The organism is Pseudoalteromonas sp. CO325X (assembly GCF_004208955.1).
Classification (GTDB): Bacteria; Pseudomonadota; Gammaproteobacteria; order Enterobacterales; family Alteromonadaceae; genus Pseudoalteromonas; species Pseudoalteromonas ruthenica.
Map to the genome: position 1 here is coordinate 388,002 of NZ_SGPG01000014.1, position 19,313 is coordinate 407,314.

17 protein-coding genes and 1 pseudogene are annotated in these 19,313 nt (G+C 49.3%); 12 read left to right on the forward strand and 6 right to left on the reverse strand.

All coding sequences use genetic code 11. From position 1 onward, the window contains the following. Positions 1–13 precede the first annotated feature (13 nt). Positions 14–142 carry a hypothetical protein gene (locus EXT46_RS19100; RefSeq protein WP_276319719.1) on the forward strand — a complete coding sequence of 43 codons (129 nt, stop codon included), beginning with the start codon at positions 14–16 and terminating at the stop codon, positions 140–142. A gap of 256 nt (positions 143–398) precedes the next feature. Further along, positions 399–848, forward strand: a complete 450-nt coding sequence (locus EXT46_RS07110; protein WP_130146268.1) for a hypothetical protein — start codon at positions 399–401, stop codon at positions 846–848. Positions 849–881: 33 nt separating this feature from the next. Here the strand turns inward: EXT46_RS07110 and EXT46_RS07115 are convergent, their stop codons facing one another. Further along, positions 882–1,808 carry a LysR family transcriptional regulator gene (locus EXT46_RS07115; RefSeq protein WP_130146270.1) on the reverse strand — a complete coding sequence of 309 codons (927 nt, stop codon included), beginning with the start codon at positions 1,806–1,808 and terminating at the stop codon, positions 882–884. Positions 1,809–1,928: 120 nt separating this feature from the next. On the opposite strand from EXT46_RS07115, the gene EXT46_RS07120 reads away from it, so the two are divergent. The 3 genes from EXT46_RS07120 to EXT46_RS07130 are packed head-to-tail and all read left to right on the forward strand — an operon-like array spanning position 1,929 to position 5,824. Next, positions 1,929–3,920, forward strand: coding sequence for a ligand-gated channel protein (locus EXT46_RS07120; RefSeq protein ID WP_130146272.1), 1,992 nt, complete (start codon positions 1,929–1,931; stop codon positions 3,918–3,920). Then, on the forward strand, positions 3,921–4,988 hold the full coding sequence (locus tag EXT46_RS07125) for a PepSY-associated TM helix domain-containing protein (protein WP_130146274.1): 1,068 nt from the start codon (positions 3,921–3,923) through the stop codon (positions 4,986–4,988). Next, positions 4,985–5,824 carry a DUF4198 domain-containing protein gene (locus EXT46_RS07130; protein WP_130146277.1) on the forward strand — a complete coding sequence of 280 codons (840 nt, stop codon included), beginning with the start codon at positions 4,985–4,987 and terminating at the stop codon, positions 5,822–5,824. The genes EXT46_RS07125 and EXT46_RS07130 overlap by 4 nt, the downstream gene beginning before the upstream one ends. A gap of 97 nt (positions 5,825–5,921) precedes the next feature. Here the strand turns inward: EXT46_RS07130 and EXT46_RS07135 are convergent, their stop codons facing one another. Both EXT46_RS07135 and EXT46_RS07140 read right to left on the reverse strand, forming a co-directional pair. Next, positions 5,922–6,605 (reverse strand): LytTR family DNA-binding domain-containing protein, encoded by a 684-nt coding sequence (locus EXT46_RS07135; RefSeq protein ID WP_130146279.1) that lies wholly within the window; start codon positions 6,603–6,605, stop codon positions 5,922–5,924. Continuing rightward, positions 6,599–8,101: a sensor histidine kinase gene (locus EXT46_RS07140; protein ID WP_130146281.1), complete on the reverse strand. Its 1,503-nt coding sequence runs from the start codon at positions 8,099–8,101 to the stop codon at positions 6,599–6,601. The genes EXT46_RS07135 and EXT46_RS07140 overlap by 7 nt, the downstream gene beginning before the upstream one ends. A 204-nt stretch (positions 8,102–8,305) precedes the next feature. On the opposite strand from EXT46_RS07140, the gene EXT46_RS07145 reads away from it, so the two are divergent. The 6 genes from EXT46_RS07145 (at position 8,306) to EXT46_RS07170 (ending at position 16,142) form a co-directional block, all read left to right on the forward strand. Continuing rightward, on the forward strand, positions 8,306–9,175 hold the full coding sequence (locus EXT46_RS07145; protein ID WP_130146283.1) for an ABC transporter ATP-binding protein: 870 nt from the start codon (positions 8,306–8,308) through the stop codon (positions 9,173–9,175). Further along, the gene (locus tag EXT46_RS07150) at positions 9,162–12,341 is read left to right on the forward strand and encodes a M1 family aminopeptidase (RefSeq protein WP_130146285.1); all 3,180 of its coding nucleotides are present in this window, start codon (positions 9,162–9,164) and stop codon (positions 12,339–12,341) included. The genes EXT46_RS07145 and EXT46_RS07150 overlap by 14 nt, the downstream gene beginning before the upstream one ends. Before the next feature lie 516 nt (positions 12,342–12,857). Next, positions 12,858–13,322 (forward strand): MarR family transcriptional regulator, encoded by a 465-nt coding sequence (locus tag EXT46_RS07155; protein WP_130146287.1) that lies wholly within the window; start codon positions 12,858–12,860, stop codon positions 13,320–13,322. A gap of 53 nt (positions 13,323–13,375) precedes the next feature. Next, complete coding sequence (locus EXT46_RS07160) at positions 13,376–14,392, forward strand: HlyD family secretion protein (protein WP_130146540.1); 1,017 nt, start codon at positions 13,376–13,378, stop codon at positions 14,390–14,392. A gap of 15 nt (positions 14,393–14,407) precedes the next feature. Beyond that, complete coding sequence (locus EXT46_RS07165; RefSeq protein WP_130146289.1) at positions 14,408–15,433, forward strand: DUF2955 domain-containing protein; 1,026 nt, start codon at positions 14,408–14,410, stop codon at positions 15,431–15,433. Between the two features lie 292 nt (positions 15,434–15,725). Beyond that, entirely contained in the window at positions 15,726–16,142 is a 417-nt protein-coding gene (locus EXT46_RS07170; RefSeq protein WP_130146291.1) for a hypothetical protein, read from the forward strand. 26 nt (positions 16,143–16,168) lie between these two features. Here the strand turns inward: EXT46_RS07170 and EXT46_RS07175 are convergent, their stop codons facing one another. Both EXT46_RS07175 and arfB read right to left on the reverse strand, forming a co-directional pair. Next, positions 16,169–17,209: a nitronate monooxygenase gene (locus tag EXT46_RS07175; protein WP_130146293.1), complete on the reverse strand. Its 1,041-nt coding sequence runs from the start codon at positions 17,207–17,209 to the stop codon at positions 16,169–16,171. Positions 17,210–17,308: 99 nt separating this feature from the next. Continuing rightward, positions 17,309–17,722, reverse strand: a complete 414-nt coding sequence (arfB, locus tag EXT46_RS07180; protein ID WP_022943501.1) for an alternative ribosome rescue aminoacyl-tRNA hydrolase ArfB — start codon at positions 17,720–17,722, stop codon at positions 17,309–17,311. Between the two features lie 132 nt (positions 17,723–17,854). Here arfB and EXT46_RS07185 point away from each other — a divergent pair, with 132 nt between their 5' ends. Continuing rightward, complete coding sequence (locus EXT46_RS07185; RefSeq protein WP_130146295.1) at positions 17,855–18,415, forward strand: short-chain dehydrogenase; 561 nt, start codon at positions 17,855–17,857, stop codon at positions 18,413–18,415. A 48-nt stretch (positions 18,416–18,463) separates the two neighbouring features. On the opposite strand, the pseudogene EXT46_RS07190 reads toward EXT46_RS07185, so the two are convergent. Beyond that, positions 18,464–19,240, reverse strand: a pseudogene (locus tag EXT46_RS07190) (efflux RND transporter permease subunit); the annotation flags it as partial. Positions 19,241–19,313 lie beyond the last annotated feature (73 nt).

Genomic DNA, 19,313 nt, shown 5'->3' on the forward strand with positions numbered 1-19,313 from the left:
TATCGGAGAATCTTTGAAAGGTAATGAAGAGTACCTTCGTTATGTCTGGATTAAAGGCCTACAAGATGGTAGTGGTGAGCGAATCTATATTCCAACAGAAGCTGGATTACCTATTTTAGAAGCTGGAGAAGCAGGTAAATAAGAGAAGAGAGACGAGCCCAGCGTAGTGGCTAACAAAGCGCTGCTAAAGCGGCCGTCTCCTTCTCGCTCTTAGCTGCCTGTCTGGTGACAGTCTAAACCTATTCGTTTCTGCTGTAAGATACGCTTTGAGCCATGGCACAGCTGCACTGTGAACATCACTAAACAGCTACACAATCGCCAAGCTTGTTGTTATTGCTAAAGATTTTTGCTAGGTTAAAAAGCATACAATAAAATTATAATTAAAAGTTGGTGTGTTTATGGATAAACATCATAACGTTTTAGTCTACCTCGCCCTCCCTGTGTGCTGGCTACTTTATCTTTTCTCGCTGCCGTTACTCTTTTGGTACGCATACAACCCTATGGATTGGGTACTCAACCATTTTTCCTCGGTGATACGCGACCATGCCATGGTATTTTACGGGGTATTAGCACTGCATGATTTTGCTCTCAACCTGTTACTGGCACTGCCTTTTGCCTATGGGCTTATCAAGCTGGCCGGTAACAACATTATCAAACCCGTGCTCTTCGCCGCTATCGTTGTGGCATTTTTGGTCCATCGTAGCGACATGAGCGCGCTCGCTACACTTGATACACCCAACCAGTTGCATATGATTTTGGGGATGATTGGCTCGTTATTCATATTGCCACTTGCCTGCGTGCTTATACGCCGCGTAAGGGGCTCAACAGCGAAAAGCGAGCAGCCCTAATAGGTGCGGTTGTTTAGCGCAGCAAGTTCGCGACTAAGGCTCCCCTACAAACAACTCAGGATTTGTGGAAACCTGCTCAAACCAAGCACGCAGACTATCAATCGCGGCGCGCGTTTTAGCTGCAACGGTATCGCGATGCGGGGTCACCGCATAAACACTGTAATGGGGCAACTGCCATTGCGGGCATATGCGCTGTAATCGACCACAAGCGAGCAGGTGTCGCACCTCTGGCTCCGGTAATAAACCGTAACCAATGCCATCTAAAGTGAGCTGAATGGCGGCCTGCATATTGTTCACTAATAACCGAGGTTGACCGAGTGTAAAGGTGTCACCATTGTGCTGATGGGTCAGTTTTTGACTTATGCGCTGTGCCCCGGTGTGGCCAATAAAGGTTTGCGCCGCAAGCGCATCCGGGTCTTGAGGGTTAAGCTCAGCCAATGGATGAGTACGGCTAACGCAAGGGATCAACTGCCAATCGGCCAAGTGCCTGGCTATTAACCCCGAGTCCGTTAAAGGGCCAATACAAATGGCTAAATCAACCCCGCTAGCAATAATATCAAAGGGCTCATCGGTCAAGGTAAGCTGAATTTCAATTTTTGGGAACTGCTCGGTCAACTGCTTTATAGGCTGACTTAACAAGCCACCACCAAAGCCAATTGGAGCAACAATTTTCAACTGCCCTGAAGGTGTATGCTGAAGCTGTTCGAGTTGCCGCTGCGCCTGTTCTGCCGTGGCGAGTAGCTTTACCGACGAGGCGTAGTAAATCTCACCAGCCTCGGTCAGAGTGAGCTTGCGCGTATTACGGTTAAATAAACTCAGGCCAATGTCTTGTTCAAGTTTAGTGATTTGTTGACTGACCGCTGAAGCGGTCATATGTAATTGCTGAGCCGCCTGGCTCATACTGCCGGTTTCCACCGTTTTCGCAAACACCTTGAGGGCGCGCGTTAGCTTGGTGTTCATACTTTTAAGAATTCCTTAAACAACCTTTAAGAAAAAGCGCGTTGCTCGCAGAGGTGCAACAGCATACCATTAAATAAGAATTAATATCATTTACCTTGATTATACCACGGAGGTTCCCCAATGTTCACGGTGCAACGTCGTACCGCCCCGTTATCCCTCGCTATCACCGCTGCGCTCGCTACCTTAAGCACCAGCATTCATGCTAACCAAGCACCTGATAACGACATGGAAAAAATCGTGGTAACCGCCTCGGGTTACGAGCAGCTTATTAAGAATGCCCCTGCCTCTATTAGCGTAATCGATCGCGAGGAGCTCTCGCAACGCTTTTACCGCGACTTAACCGATGCGATGACCGACGTCCCTGGGGTGGTTGTTACCGGTGGCGGCGACCGTGAAGACATCAGCCTACGGGGTATGGGCAGCCAATACACCCTGATTCTTGTTGATGGCAAACGCCAAAGCTCACGGGAAACTCGCCCGAATAGCGATGGCCCAGGGGTTGAAGGCGCTTGGACACCGCCACTGGCCGCCATAGAGCGTATCGAAGTGGTGCGCGGGCCCATGTCATCTCTGTATGGCTCCGATGCCATCGGTGGGGTGATCAACATTATTACTCGCAAAACCCCTAAGCAGTGGTACGGTGAACTGCGCTTGGATACCACCATGCAAGAAAGCAGTGAATCGGGTGATATTCACCAAGCCAACTTCTTTGCCGCCGGCGCACTGATCCCTGAAAAGCTCGGGCTGCAAGTGTATGGCCAATTCAGCAACCGCGATGAAGACGATATTTACAGCGGCTTCCGTGGTAAAGAAGCGGAGAATTACCAAGCTAAGTTATCGTTCACACCCAGTGATGCCCACAGTTTTTTACTCGACATTGCCAGTGCATCGCAAACTCTGGATGCCACCTTGGGCAAAACCGTAGAGCCACTGGCTCCAGGGGAAAGTTGCGGCCGTCGTGGCTGCCCAGAGTCCACCGTAACCGAGTACGATAATCAAACCATTTCACTCTCACACACCGGTTATTGGGATTTTGGCCAGTCATTTAGCTATGCGCAATACGATAAGTACGACAACAAGTCACGGGATATGATTGTTGAAAACATTGATGTGCAAAGTTTGTGGACCTTGCCTATTAATGAGCGCAACAAAATGAGTGCCGGCGTGGCCTACCAACGTGAAGATTTAGAAGATAACACCAGCAACCGTATTAGTGAGCTCACGCAAATTGATAACGATATGTACTCGGTATTTGCAGAAGATGAGTTCCAAGCCACCGAGAAGCTGGCCTTGACTGCGGGGCTGCGCTACGACAAAGACCAACAATTCGGCGGCCATACCAGCCCAAGGTTGTATGCGGTGTATAACGCCAATGACACTCTGACCGTTAAAGGCGGTATTTCCAGTGGTTTCAGAGCACCGAACCTACGACAAACAACCGCTGCTTGGGGCCAAGTTAGCCGGGGCGGCAACATCTATGGTAACCCCGATTTAAGCCCTGAAACCTCGCTCAACTATGAAATGGGGATTTACCTCGATACCGAGCAAGGCTTAAGTGCATCGACCACGGTTTTTTATAACGAGTTTGACGATAAAATCTCTCGCGTAGCTTGCCCGTTAACAAAGTGTACCGACGGGCCCAATGAGTTTGGCTCACTGCCAACAACCTATACCAATGTTGATGAGGCGACCACTCAAGGGGTAGAAGTCTCACTAGACTACGAGCTCGCCAGCACGGTAAAAATGGCGCTTAACTACACCTACACCGACTCGGAACAAAAAACCGGTGAATATGCCGGCAGTCCGTTGAATCAATTACCGGAGCACCTGGCACAAGCGTCGCTCAACTGGCAAGCCAGTGATGCCTTAGGCACTTGGCTGCGCGTGCATTATCGCGGTGAGGAAAGCCAACCGACAACCGGCCCTTCACAGTCGAGCCTCATTGCGCCGTCTTACACCACCGCTGATTTAGGCGCCAACTACCAAGTCATGGATTCTGTACGCTTAGGTTTTGGGGTGTACAACCTCTTTGATAAGGAAATTCGTGAAGATGAATATGGCTACATCGAAGACGGACGTCGCTACTGGGCGTCGCTAGCCTGGAGTTTCTAAATGGCCAAACGTAGTAAGCTTTGGGATCTTAAAGCTTGGCATTGGATCAGTTCAGCAGTGTGCCTTATTGGCATGCTGCTTTTTGCTGTTACAGGGATCACCCTAAACCATGCCGCGAGCATTGAGTCCCGCGCGCAAGTGCAGCAGATTGAAGCGCAAGTGCCCAATGCCATCCTCAATCAATTGAAAGCCGCCGCCAACAACGAGCAGCTACCAAAGAGTTTTCAGCGTTGGTATCAAGGTCAAACCGAGCAGTCTATTGCTAGTTATAAACAGCTTGAGTGGAGCGACTTTGAGCTTTATGTGGCCATGCCCAAAGCCGGGGGTGACCGCTGGTTTACTGTGACCTTAGATACCGGCGAATTTTATCAAGAAGCTACCGACCGTGGTTGGATAGCCTATCTAAATGACTTACATAAGGGCCGGAATACCGGTATGTGGTGGAGTATGTTTATTGATCTTTTCTCTGTGGCCTGCATCGTTTTTTCGATCACTGGGCTGTTATTACTAAAACGCTATGCCAAAGGCCGCAAATCAACGTGGCCACTGGTACTGGCCGGGTTAGGTATACCTGCTTTGGTATTGGTGCTACCTGCCCATGCGGCGTCAGCGAACCAGTTGCAAGTCGAAATTCCCCGCTTAAGCGTGGCCGAATATCACCCACCTTATGTGGCCGTGTGGTTAGCCAATAGCAAGCGCAAAGCGGTGCTTGATTTAGCCATCTGGTATGACACCAAGCTCGCTGACCGTGAGGGTGAGAAGTGGTTAAAAGATTTGCGTTTATGGTGGCGTCGCAGTGGTCGCAGCTTGTCGCTCCCTGTCGATGGCGTCACCGGCGCGACGCGCCGCCCTGGCGTGGCCACCCTTGATTTAAGCCCTTTCGCAGCGCAATTGGCCGCTCTCCCTGATGGTGAGTACACCCTCAATGTAGAAGCGGCGAGGGAATTAGGCGGGCGCGAGTTGATCCGCATTCCCCTGACATTACCGATAACCCAATCACAACACCATACCGAGCAAGGCCAGCATGAGCTCGGCACAATTACACTAACTATGGAGCCTAACACGTGAAGCTAGCAACAATTATCAGCGCGGCGCTATGCACCGCCCTTGCAACCACAGCCGTTATTAGCCAATCAGCACACGCCCACCGAGTGTGGCTTAAACCAAGTACCACTGTGGTCTCAGGTGATGATGAATGGATCACCTTTGACGCCGCAATCGCCAACGGCATTTTTAATCCCGACCATTATGCCTATCCGCTTGAGCGACTGACTGCAATTGGTCCCGATGGCCAAGCTGTGGATTTAGAAAATAGCGCCAAGCTTCGCTATCGCAGTGTGTTTGATCTGCACCTACAGCAGCAAGGAACCTACCGCGTATTTAACGCCAGCCGCTCCATTGTCGCCCGCTGGGTGGATGCAGAGGGCGAGCGCCATTATTGGCCTGGCCGTGGAAAGACCGGCACTTTAGCGCAGTTCAAACAGCAAGTACCCAGCGATGCCAAAGAGTTGCAAGTGAGCGATGTTGCTCGTCGCATGGAAACCTTCGTCACCCTTGGAGCTCCTAATGACACGGCAATTACCCCAAGCGGCCAAGGGCTCGAGCTTAATGCCCTAACCCACCCGAACGATTTATACGTTGATGAAAGTGCGTCTATGCAGCTACTGATCGATGGCCAGCCTGCAGTTGGCGCAAAGGTAACCTTAGTTCGTCAAGGCGAGCGGTATCGTGATAGCAACATCGCCACACAGTTAACCGCCGATGATAATGGTCAAATTGAGCTGCAATTTACGCAGCCAGGAATGTACTGGTTTGAAGCCGAGTATGAAGACCAGCAAGCCAAAGCTCCGGCGCAAACTCGCCGTGGCAGTTATGTGGCCGTGTTCGAGGTATTGCCGCTGTAACTGGCACATCCAGACAGTGTCAAAGGGGTTTACAGTGAAGCTGTGGCCCCTTTTTTATGGCAAGGGAGTATCATCCTCAGCTCTTCCTAGGCCCTGCTTATGCCAGAATCTTGGTGATGGTTCCCCTAAAGGTTTTACCAATACGTAACTGCTGCTCTGATTCCATGGTCACTGAATCGGTGGCTACTTTTTTTACCTGATGATTGTTAACTACATAAGATTTGTGGATCTGCGTAAAGTGCGCATCCGATAACTGCTCGGCAATGTGCTTTAGGGTGCAACTTGCCAAAGTATACTCTTGCCCCTGCCATACTTTTACATAGTTTCCGTAGCCTTCGAAGTAGCTTATCTTTGCCAGCTTGAACTTTTGTAACTCGCGGTCAACTTTCAATACAATGCATTGATCCTCATTAGTACCGTAGGTTACTTGTTTGGCTCGACGCAACTTATTCAAGGCTCTATCGAACCTTTGCTTAGCAACCGGTTTGAGTAGGTAATCGCACACCTCCAATTCAAAGCCCGCCAAAGCATAATCCTGGTGGGCGCTAACAATTACAACCTGTGGCCGATTCGCGAGCACTTTGAGCATGTCTATGCCACTCAAATGTGGCATATTGATATCTAAAAACACTACATCTACACTATTGTTAGCAAGCCACTGTAAGGCTTGCACGGCGCTGTAGCACTGCCCTAATAATTGGCAGTCTGGATGATCTTCTAGATGATGGATTAAAACCTGATGAGCCAAAGGCTCGTCGTCAACAATCAGTACACTTAGCATGGCGTTAACTCCAACTGCAATGACGCTTTCCAAGTACTTTCGCGTGGTGTACATATGAGTTCAAAATGAGTTGCGAATAACAACGTCAGCCGCCGACGTAAATTCCCTAACCCCATACCACCGGCTTTATGAGCTGCCGACTCAATCGCCAAGGAGTTCTCACACAGCATGTGCAATTGGTTGCCTTGAACCTTGATAGACAATTTCAAATATGCCTCGCTGTGTGATGGCTCTATGCCATGTTTGAATGCATTTTCGACTAATACTATTAGCAATAAAGGCGGTATCAGCCATGGTTGTTGACCTCTAGGAAGCTCAATATCAAACTGACAACGCTCGCCCAGGCGAATGCGTTGCAGGGCCAAATAGTTTTCCAGGTAGTCAACTTCCTCGCTCAGCTTCACGCGCGGCTGCTGCCCTTTGTAAACGGTATAGCGTAATAAATTTGCCAGTTGCATCAGTAATTCTGGTGCTTGTTCGGATTTACTGAGCGTTAAAGCGTATACGTTGTTTAAGGTATTGAATAAAAAATGAGGGTTGATTTGCTGTTGTAACAATTTCAACTCGGTAAGCGTTTGTTGTCGCGCTACGGCCTCAATTTGGGCGTTCTGCTGCTGTCGTTCAAACGCCAATATCACTGGGGTAGTTATGGCCAAAATAGCGAAAAAACCTTGAAAATTAATGACATCAAACGGATTGTTATTCTCTGATGGGATCAGTGTTAGATTGTCTTCATTTAGCGGCAATAATAACCCAAGTGACGCTAAAATAGGGGTGAACACCACAACACTCATAATGCCGGCCAGAATAAAAAAGAACACCCCGTGATTACTCAAGATATTGCGAATGAGCACATAACGGTTAAGGCAATAAATAATGGCTATTAAGGACGCCAAAAAGAGAAACTGCAGCCAATACCAGATAAATAACCCGAAATTATCCATGACCCGCGCGCTATCAATAATAGGAGCGATTGGCTGATTGTGCATAGGATCGACGGTAGAAACAAACATTCCTGCCGCAATGCTTGCCCAGGAAACTAATAGCACAGCCACCACACTGTTGAGCGATAACAGCCGCGATACCCATTGCGAGGCCGCCGTGGAATTTCGCTCACGTCGCAGCACACTGATTCGATGACCTAGACTCGCAGCAATAGCAAGCCCGACACCTTGCGTCATCATCTCCTTTTCTATCCCCAGTGACAACGTCAGCTCAAAGCCCATCAGTATGGTGGGGTACACGAGAAAACCACCAGACCAAAGCATTGCGGCGCGTAGGCCATGGTAATGCCAGCTCAGATAATGACTGACAAAGAACGGAATAAAGACAATGCAGGTCGTAAGCAACAGCGTTAAAGCGGGTAGCATCGAAGCCACATTTTTAACGAAAATGAGTGTCAGGGTTTGCAATAATGCCGCAGAAATAAGTGGCAACATTAACAATAACATTTGCCTGCGCTGGCTTGGCTCTAGCGTGGTCGATAAGGGCTGCACAGATTGTCTCTTTTAGTCAACACAGTCTAATCCTGTCATAAATCGCGTACTGGCGTCTGCTCTTTGATGACGAAAGTGCTGTTTTCACTGATTAAATGACTCAATAGCCTTTTGTCACCGACTTGTCGACCTTGGTCATTGATACATTGAGCAACGCTGCCGCTTTTTCTAAGTTGGCAAGAAAACCAGTCACAGGACGAGCTTATGCTTGTAATAAAATCACTAAATAAAACCTACGCCGATGGCACCACTGCCTTGTTTGATGTGAATCTAACCCTACCATGCGGCATGGTCGGACTGTTAGGTCCAAATGGCGCCGGTAAGTCGACACTTATGCGCACCTTAGCATGTTTACAGTCTGCCGACAGCGGCACAGTCACATTGGCAGGGGTTGATATCACCAAGGAGCCGATGTTCATGCGCAAACAGCTCGGCTACTTGCCACAAGACTTCGGCACTTATGCCAATATGAGTTGTCGTGCTTTATTGCAACACATGGCAATATTAAAAGGTGTTACCAACAAACGCGAGCAAGATAGACAAATTGAGCAATTGTTAGCACTAACTAACTTAAGCACAGTAGCACATAAAAAGGTAACCGCGTTCTCTGGCGGCATGCGACAACGTTTCGGCATAGCCCAAGCACTATTAGGCTCTCCTAAGGTCTTAATCATGGATGAGCCTACCGCCGGTCTCGACCCTGTCGAACGTCAGCGTCTACATAATGTGTTGGTGACAATTAGTAAAAGCAAATTGGTGTTGCTCTCTACCCACATCGTTGAAGATATCGAAAACCTTTGTACTTATGCCGCCATGATGATGAACGGGCGGATCGTCGAAAGTGGTCGAGTCGATGCCTTACTGTCACTACTTGACGGAAAAGTGTGGCTTACTAGCAAAAAACCAAGTAATGAGCAATCAATCTTATCCATGACCCACCATATGGGCAAGCCGCGATACCGACTCTGGTGTCAAACACAACCAGATGGCGCTGCCCAGCAAGTGCACAGTAGCTTGCAAGACCGTTACTTTCTCGAACTAAAGAAGCAGGGGCTTGATAATGCTGTGGCTTAATGAGTTTCGCTTTTTGGTGCGCCAGCCGCTCGTTTGGCTCAGCGGTGTCGTGCTTGTGCTATTTTCACTGTTACTTGCCCATGGCACGGGGGGAGAACATACCGACCCAGAGAAGCAATTAGTTTACATACACTGCGCATTTATCATGCTGGCATTGCCTATTTTAATGGCTGCGCTATCACCGCTACTACTCATGCGAGATAGCCGCTATGGCATGACTGAACTGGTTGGTGTCACGGCACTATCCACGACTCGACGCTTGCTGCTGAGATATGGAGCCTTATTAGCATTGTGCACCGCCTTTATGGTTATTGCGATGTCGCTTATGACCCTCAGCCTATGGCACAAGAGCGACGTTTTATTGCTGGGTGCGACGGGGCTGCATGTGCTGGTATTGATGCTGCCGGCGGCGTTATTATTAAGCGCAATTTCCCTATGGCTGGCAGCGAAGAACTATAGCGCCTACACCCTATACGCCGCATTTGGCATGCTATGGATAGGCTATGCCACCTTAGCCAGTATGTCCGGCTCACCCATTCTAGCCGGAAGTACTGTTGTCAGTGATACTTTGGTAGAAGTGATGTGCTGGGTTGACCCGTTCGGCTTTACCGCCTATACACAAGCAATCTTATCGGGGCAAGCAGCAACATTAGACCCTTCGACCACTGTTAACCGCCTGATTATTGTCGTATTCGCCGCAGCAATTGTGTACTTTTCAGTTCGCCGCCAAGGCCATAGGCAACCTCGGCGCCAAAGGAGGCAGCCGGGTGATAGCAATAAGGCCGCGCTCCCAGCACAACCTAGTTACTATCAACTCGCAACCACACAATTAAACGCGTCAAAGACACTGCTGACATTAACCAAAACGGCTACGCAAAGCTTACTAACTAACAAGCTTAACCTATTACTGTTGTTAGCTTGGGCGGTGCTGATCTTCAGCGAGGTGAGCGCCAATGCTGACTATGCTGAGCCGTTTTCTATTGTCGCCCCCACTAGTCTTGATGCACTAAATAGGGTTATGTGGGAGCTGGTCGCCAAGCTAGGGGCTGTTTTTGTGTTGTTTTGGGCATGGCAACTTGCGTGGATGAACAAGCGCGCGCATATCCATGAATTGATAGCCGCAAGTCCGGTATCGACTACGATCATGATCACCAGCCAATTACTGACTTTGTCCGTTATGCTGATTGCCCTTATGCTCACCACTGCTCTGGGCTCGAGCATCGCAGAGTGGGTAATAGGAAGTCAATGGTACCCGCTTACTTATATCCAGCACCTGAGTTTAGCCTTTGCGTCGCTATGGTTATTATCAGCTGTGTTTGTGACCATTAATCACTGGTGTAACTACCCATTGATGACAGTTATGATCAATACCTTAGTGTTAGTATTGAAATTCACCCCACTGACCGCAATATTGGGCTTGGCTCATCCGTTATGGAATATCGCTGCAACACCATTGAGCAAGGGTGACAGCTTTTGGGGGTTTGCAGCTACCATAGAAGCCTATCTGCCTTTTATGGGCCTATGGCTTATTGTTATTAGCTGCTTGATATTATTGGCCATCAAGCAGTCTCATCGCGGCACTGGAAGTAGGTTTAAATCACCTGGGGTTAGCCCCTACCCCGCACTTTCGCTGTTTGCGATTGCAGCTTTTACAGTTGTGGCTGCGCACTTTGTTTTGCAAGCGCAAAACCCATTCATAGGCCTAGATACCAGTGCACAATGGCGAGCTGAATATGAAAAGCGATATAAGCATTGGCAAGAAGTGGCGCAACCCATGGTGACGCATATAGATGCCAGCGTTGATTTTTATCCTCAGGCATCAAAGGCCGAAATTCAGCTAGATATGCAGTTAGTTAACACAACGGATATAGATATCAAGCGTGTTCTTGTCGGCGGTTTCGCCACCCAAGAGTACCAGCAGATGCAACTGGAGGACGCGGTACTGGTGGATTTTGATAGTAGCTTGAATCAATACCAGTTCGTATTCTCTCAGCCAATGCGCAAAGGTGAAAACAAGCGCCTTAAGGTCAAGTTGTCCTACACTGAACCGAGCCTGTTCGCGGCCTCACTGCACCAAGTGATAAAACCCGAATTTGGCTACCTTCGCAGTGTACCAATACTTCCTGTTATTGGCTTTAACCCGCACTACCGAATACGAAACAATGACAAGCGCCAAGCACATGGTGTTGAGCCTATCCCCTTGCAAGCCCCCTCTCAAGCGTATGCGCAACCAGACTCCAACCTTGATACTTATGATTGGGTATCACTGCATTCGGTGGTATCAACCACGGAGGCTCACTTTGCCATAGCCCAAGGCAAGTTGCAGAAGAGCTGGCGAGCAGCTGGACGGGCGTATTTTGTCTACGAGAGCTCAAAGATTAGGAATATTCAGGGGTGGTTGTCGACCTCGATGAAGCCTACTTCAGCGACGTTTAGCAATAGAGAGTACCGTGTTTTTAGCGCTGCGCCGCCACCTGTGAATCAGTTACACTTAGAAGCGATGCATACCACGGCCAGCTGGTTTGCCGATAACGGCATGACACATGAATTTGGTGATCTCAACTTGATAAGCATTCCCAATATAGGACCCACCGGCTATGCTCTACCCGGAATCATATTGATCAATAACAAAGTTGGTTTTCGCGCTTTGCCAAGTGACGATGCCGGTTTTGACCAAAGATTCAGGCGCACTGTGCATGAAACGGCGCATCAATGGTTGGGCCATGGTATTGGCAATGGCGCTCAATATGATAGGGCCTTTTTGGTTGAATCCATGGCGAAGTACGTAGAGCTGGTGATGTTACAGCAAGAATATGGCGAACAGGCGGTAAGCGCTTTGGTTGACTATGAACGACAACGCTTTCGTTTGCAACGAGCCAGTAATCAGCTGGAACCTTTGTCGTTAGTAGATGCGCGGGCCAGCTTTGAAATGTATTCAGCGGCTTCAGTTGTGTTTCAAACATTACGTAAGGAAGTAGGCGATCAGCCCATCATTGCAGCGTTAAAAACCGTTTGGCGGCAGCATCACTATCCACAAAGGCCAGCAACATCCATGGACTTTATTCGCGCCTTGAAATCGCAGCTGGGGGAGCGGTGGCATAACAGAATTGAGCAGCTGTTTCTCTCACCGTTAACAATGCAAAGCGACTTTATGCATAGCGACTAAAAAGCTGAGCCCAAGCTTGTGCATGATATGGGCTAAAATAGCCCGTATCACCAGACCTGAATCTCAGTTCTATTAGGCCCACTTAAGCTGCGCAACCACCATCAACAGTACTATAAAGCAACCATCCGATTAAGTAGCAACGGGCGTGCTTATAGCCGTGTGGATTGGTACTTGCTCTTAATGTATTGGCCAAGGCCAACATTAATAACTTAACGCTCAATGCGGGCACCTTCCTCTTTAAAATAAGCATGCCTAAGTGCACACCACAGATCATCGCCAGTATGAGCAAAAAAACCATTGATATAATAATGGTTGTACTTTCAACCACATCCCTTCCAATGCGCGCTGCTTAACAGTCAATAATTGCCTTTTTATTGCTAACTACATCACCCTTCTAAGGGCTCAGACCCAGGTTGAGTCCGCCGACATAGCCTTGGCAAATAACCTCGAATATTTACTTAGCGTGCTAACTATTGTAATATACTTAGCCTGCTAACTAAATGAGAGCGCTGCACCATGGCTGATATTCCTTTTCATGAAACCCTCGACTTAAGCTTATGTGGCAAGCTTGGCCGCGTTCACCGTATCTGCCGACAAGCGGTGTCAGTCGCCGTTGAGCCACTTGGATTCACACAACCGGGTTGGACGGCAATGATGCATATGCACCATCTTGGCGAAGGCTGTACACAGCACCAACTGGCCACAAGCTTAGATATAGAAATGCCAAGCCTCACCCGCACCCTGAAACAACTGGAGCACGCACAGGTGATTGAGCGCCGTGTCGATGAGCACGATAAGCGCTGTCGGCGCCTGTATTTCACAGCCCAAGGTGAGCAGCAATTATCGGCGCTCAAAGCGCGGATCAGCGAGGTCAAGACTCACTTATACCGAGGGTTAAGCGATGAGCAGCTTAATATGATGGCGCTTGGCCTGGTGGCCTTAGAAGACAATGCCAATCAATTTATGGAGGACCAAGAGTGAGCCAGCAACCGACTCCCGATCAGCAGTTCGCACGCTACGTTAAAATCGCCATCATGCTGTTTATCCTATGCTTTGGCTATTTTATTGTTGCTGATTTATACATGCCAATGACACCACAGGCGCGCGTTTACCACCCAGTGACGCAAATCACCCCACAGGTCAATGGCAAAATTGTTGCTGTGGCGGTTCGCAATAATCAACATGTGCGCCAAGGAGAGGTACTCATGCGTATCGACCCTCGCCCATACCAACTTGCGGTAAAACGAGCTGAACTGGCCTTGGCACAAGTGCAACAGCAAAACCAACAGCTTGATGCTGACATCAAGGCTTTGCGCGCCGACTTATCGGCGGCTCAAGCCAAGTTACATGAGCAGCAAAGCCTGCATCAACGCAGCCGTACCCTACTTGGTAAACAGGCTATTTCGCAGCAGCGCAGTGATGAGATCAGCGCTACTCTGGCCAGTGCCCAGGCACAGGTCAGTGCCGTAAAAGCCAAGCTGCAAGCACTGATAATAAAGCGCGGCGCGCACGGTGAGGACAATATCGCTTGGCAACAGGCCCGTAATCAGCTTCAGCAGGCACAGCTGAATCTCAGTTATACCGAAGTGGTGGCGCCTCATGATGGCATTATTAGCAATCTACAAGTGACCACAGGTACCTATGCCAAAGCAGGAATGGCGATGACGGGGCTGGTGACCGAGCAACTAGACTTGGCCGCTGATTTTCGTGAAAAATCGCTGTATCACGTGCGTATCGGCAACCGTGCCTTAGTCAGCTTCGATGCTCTACCCGGGCAAGTGTTTGCGGCCCATGTCAGCGAGCTCGCTGCAGGCTCAAGTGCCGGGCAGCTCAGCGCCAATGGGGTCCTGGCTGAGGTCGAAACCTCTAACCGCTGGGTCCGTGATGCCCAACGTCAACGCGTGCATTTGCAACTCGATGATGAGTTTACCTCAATCCACCTTGCCAGTGGCGCGAGAGCCACAGTGCAAATCGTGCCCGATGACCCAGTGGAGCAACTGCTAGCCAACGCACAAATTCAGGCCGTGAGCCTAATGCACTATATCTATTAACCAAGGAGCTGCGCCATGAGCCTAACCGCCAACGACATTCGCCAAATGCTCCGCATCGCCACCGGCGCAACGCTCGGGTTTAGCTTGAGTAAGCTGTTTAATTGGCCCAATGGTATTTTCTTTACTGTCTACCCTATGCTGTTGCTGGGTTTAGTACCAATCATAAACGCGCATATTGTCCGCCAGTTTATCGCCAGTGCATTGTTTTGTGGCTTTGCGGTATTGGTGCTGCAAGGTTTATTTGGTTTTCATCCGATCTTGATGTCGATACTGGCTTTTGCCATGTTTGCATTGTTATTTTATCAAATGAGTCGCGGTGCCCACTTCCTATTCGGCGCCATGAGTGTGGTTGGGCTATCCATTCAACTGCATTTCGCCAGTTACAGCGCCACCGGCTTGGGCTTATACCCATTGATCTTTAGTAACTTTTTGGCAGTAACTGTGAGCCTAGTCAGCGCCTATATTATGCATTGGTTATTTCCTGATGTGAGCGCGCGCACGCCCATCTCGCGCGCCGCTAAAGATGCAGCCAGTGTCCGCCATGAGGTGCTGTTATGTGCCACCGTCGCCACCCTCTCTTTTATGGTCTTTCAGATACTGGATTTACAAGATTCGGTATCGGCCCAAGCCGCCTCTATTTTGATTCTGTTTCCACTGTGTTGGAAAGCGGCATCAATGGCGGGTTGGCAACGCGCTATCGGCACGTTAATCGGTTGCAACTTGGCGTTGGCAGCGCAATTACTCTTGTTTACCTACAGTCAGATTTTAGTGTTTCCAATATTGGTGTTGTGGATCCTCACCTTTGTGTTTAGTCGCTACCATGTATTAGGAGGCGGTATGCCGGGGGTTGGATTTGGCGTTATCACCACCTTTGGCATTTTATTCGGACAATCACTCGCGCCAAACCAAGACTTAGTATATAGCGCATTGTACCGCTTCAGCTCTGTGTGTGTGGCAATCACCGCCAGTTTATGTCTGGTGTATGTTATCCACCATATTTTGAATCGCTTTGCGGCCACGCGCCATCATACCTTTAACTAACAATTCTGAGGCTTTACCCGAATTGGGGTCGAAAACAAGGTTGCTATAACATAACATTAATATTATTCTCTTGAACAGTGAACTTCCCCCTGTGCTGCACAAACAGGCGAAGCTGACCCGGGCCATGTATCTTTCTGGGATATCTATCAGTGGGTCTTGGTTTGCGTTTGCGGTTGCTGCCGCTCCCGCAAATTAAGTGATACATCGGCTTATTCTTCGTAGCAGCGCAGGGCTTTTCCTTACTCGCCAATCCCGTTACCATGAATATCTCAAGTAAGCAGAAGGATGGGCCATGCATAGCGCATTTAGCAAATTAGGAAAAACAGGATGGTGGATGTGGGTGCTCGCCTTGTTAGCCATCACCCTATTGGTCGCTGGCTTTGTTCGCGATGATTACCGCTTATGGGGAGCTGCGGGTTTAATTAATGTTCCCCTGCTGTGGCATCGCTATCGTTATGGTATGGGCGAACAGCTCGTTAACCCTTTCGATCACATCAAGGTCGAAGAAGAGCTACTCAGTGTTGGCGAAGCCTTGTTTCCGGTGCATGAGATCCGTAAAGTCGTTATCGACACGTGTGATGACAAAGGCCTATTCCAATTGCCTTACAACGGCGGGGGCCAAGTCAGCCTTGTATTTGATAGCCACTACGTGGACGACTTAAAAACCTACATCAAGCGCACCATCCCTGATGCGCAGATTATTACCTAATAATCATTAGCCGCTCATTGACGCGGCTATTTGAGTTGTGCAGCTAAATCCCGAGTCAGTTCGGTTGCGCTTATGGCGTGGCAGCCACTGCGATCGGTGCCACTCCATAGCGGCGTAAAATCATCTTTGCCCAAGGTTTGCGCCTTAGCACGTAACGGTGCTAGCTTAGCACTGGCGTAGGGGAAAGCAGGGACTTGGTCGCTTATAAAGCCTTGCTCTTGCATAAAAGAGGTGGTGATCCCCCGCGCTGGGCGGCCAGAGTATAAGTTGGTTATTGCCGTTTGCCGGTGCTCTGCGCGCAGCGCTTGACGATGCACAGCACTGGTAGTGGCCTCCTCACACAACAGGTAACTGGTGCCTACCTGTACAGCAATGACTCCCATGCTCAAATAATGTGCCACGTGCTCAGCCTGAGTAATGCCGCCCGCAGCTATCACTGGCACGTTAATGTCTTTGGCAGTCAGGATTTGCTGGCATAATTGCGCCGTTGTCCCCTGCTCAGCAAGCGTTGAGGAGAACATCGCACGATGGCCTCCCGCTTCAATACCTTGAGCGATAATCACATCACACCCATGCTGGGCGAGCCAGCGCGCCTCGGCTAATGTGTTCGCTGAGGATAACACCACAGCACCGGTTGCTTTTACACGTTGTAATTGTTTTTCTTCAGGCAAGCCAAAATGAAAGCTTACGACTTCCGGGCGCAGCTGCTCCAGCACAGCAACATGCTGCGCAGAAAACGGTTGCCTGAGCACCCCTAGGTCATCGTTTGGATGGCATTCAAGTGCCTGATAATAAGGTGCTAACAATTGCTGCCAGCGGCTTTGCTCAGCCTGATTTAAACTCGGCATAGAATGGCAGAAAAAGTTAAGATTAATTGGGGCACGCTGGGTGTGTTGGCGAAATTCACTGACTTGCGCCATGATTTGCTCTTCACTGAGCATGGCACAAGGAAGGGAGCCTAAACCACCGCCATGAGCAACGGCTATGGCGAGCTTTTCGTCTTGTACTCCCGCCATAGGCGCCTGAATAATTGGGTATGCTAGGTTAAGTGTGCTGAGCAAATCCATTGTGCCTCCGTGGCTCATTGTAAGGTGGCTGCAATTACTTTCACCACATTACTTGGTGCGATGCCAATTAGCCACCCTAATTAAGGCATTTTCTCGCCTTTAAAGTTTGGGTATTTTGCGCAATTGCTTAGTACGCCCACGCTGCACTTTTTTGTCGACACGTTTACGCTGAGCGCTGCGTGTAGGTTTGGTGGGGCGGCGCTTTTTCTCAACCTTAGTGGCGGCCAAAATAAGCTCTTTTAAACGTTTCAGTGCTTCTTCCCGATTGAGCTCTTGAGTGCGATGACTTTGTGCCTTGATCACCACTACCCCGTCTTTGGTGATACGGCTATCGCGATAGGCCAGTAGCCGCTGTTTATAAAAGTCGGGTAATTTCGAGCGGTTAATATCAAAGCGCAAATGGATCGCCGTTGCCACCTTGTTGACGTTCTGACCACCGGCTCCTTGCGAGCGGATGGCAGACAGCTCCACTTCCCATTCGTCTATGGTCACCGTATTAGATATCTGCAACATCTATTCATCTTGCCTTAACGACTTTGAACTATCATTGATGACATTGAGTTTATCACTGAGCGCGCCAAGGCCCAACTCAGTGAATTTAGACAACAACGACATCACCTACACAATACCTGCATGGAGAGAACAATGAAGAATTTATTGATGGCGCTTACACTGGTCGCTACCACGGCCTTTACCAGCGCTCAGGCTCTGGCGCTAGAGCTCACGGAAAAAGACGTCGAAAACTTTATTAAGGCAGCACCTGCTGTGACCAATTGGGCAGATAAGCAAGGGCAGCAGTTTGATGGTGCCGCCCTACTCGGCGCCCAAGGTAGCGAGCAAAACAACAAGTCAATGAGTGATAGCGCCATTGCGATGTTGAAAAATACCGACAGCTACCAACAGTTTGCCGATGTGATCAGCCGCTATGGCTTTACCCCTGAGCAACTGATCAGTGTCGGTAGCGAAGTAACTGCAGCGTATTTAGCCAATGTTAAAGGCGATTTATCTGCCGAAGATAAGGCCCGTGTTGATGAGGTTATGGGCGGCCTACAAAGCCTTTCTGGTAGTAGCAACAAGACCAACTCTTTGCTCGGTGCCATGGGCAGTGCAAATCAAGCTAGTGAGGATGTCAGCGACACTAATATTGCTTTGGTAGAAGAATACATGCCGCAGCTGAAAAAACTATTCTCGGTACTCGGGCAATAATAGGCCACTACTAAGGCATAAAAAGCCCACCCTGCGGTGGGCTTTGCTTTAGCGTTGCTTATGACTTAGCAAACTTACCAACAGCGCTGGCAACACGGTTAAGCTGACCAATGTTGATACCGCAATCCCGCACAGCACGATCATCCCCACACCACGATACAACTCCGACCCCTCGCCGGGAATAAACACCAGCGGAGCTAAGCCACACAAAGTCGTCATGGTCGACATAACAATAGGTTTTAAGCGCGTTTGCAGCGCGTTAGTAACCGCTTCAAGCACAGACTGGGGGCCAGACTCTATGTTGCGTCGGCTTTGGTCAACAATAAGAATAGGGTTATTCACCACCGTGCCAAGGAGAATTAAAAAGCCCAGCATAGTGATCATATCGAAAGGCTGATGAAAGCCCGCCAATAACCCTCCGAGACCGTTGATCATCACCAAGCCCAACAGCCCACCGGCCATACCTAGAGGGACGGTGGCCATAATAAACAGTGGATAACCCCAGTGTTTGAAAATAGCGACCAACAACAAATAACACAGCGCCAGCGCGACGATAAAGTTACTGCTTAGTGCAGCTCGGGTCTTGTCGAGCTGATCGGCTGCGCCACCGATACTCACATTCACTCCCGGTAATAAGTCGCCTTGCTGCTTTAACTGCACTAACAGTTGTTCACGCACTCGTTGCTGTGCTGTTTCCAAGGCCACATCGCGAGGCGGTATAATATACACGGTGACCGTGCGCCGACCATCAACACGGCGTAAACTGTCACTGTCCGCTTTTTCCTCTAAATGAGGTACGGCCACGATTCGTGATAAATCGACCAAAAAATAGTTTAACCATATGAAATATATTGAATATCTCAACGAACTAACAGCAGACTTTGCGCTATTGATACAC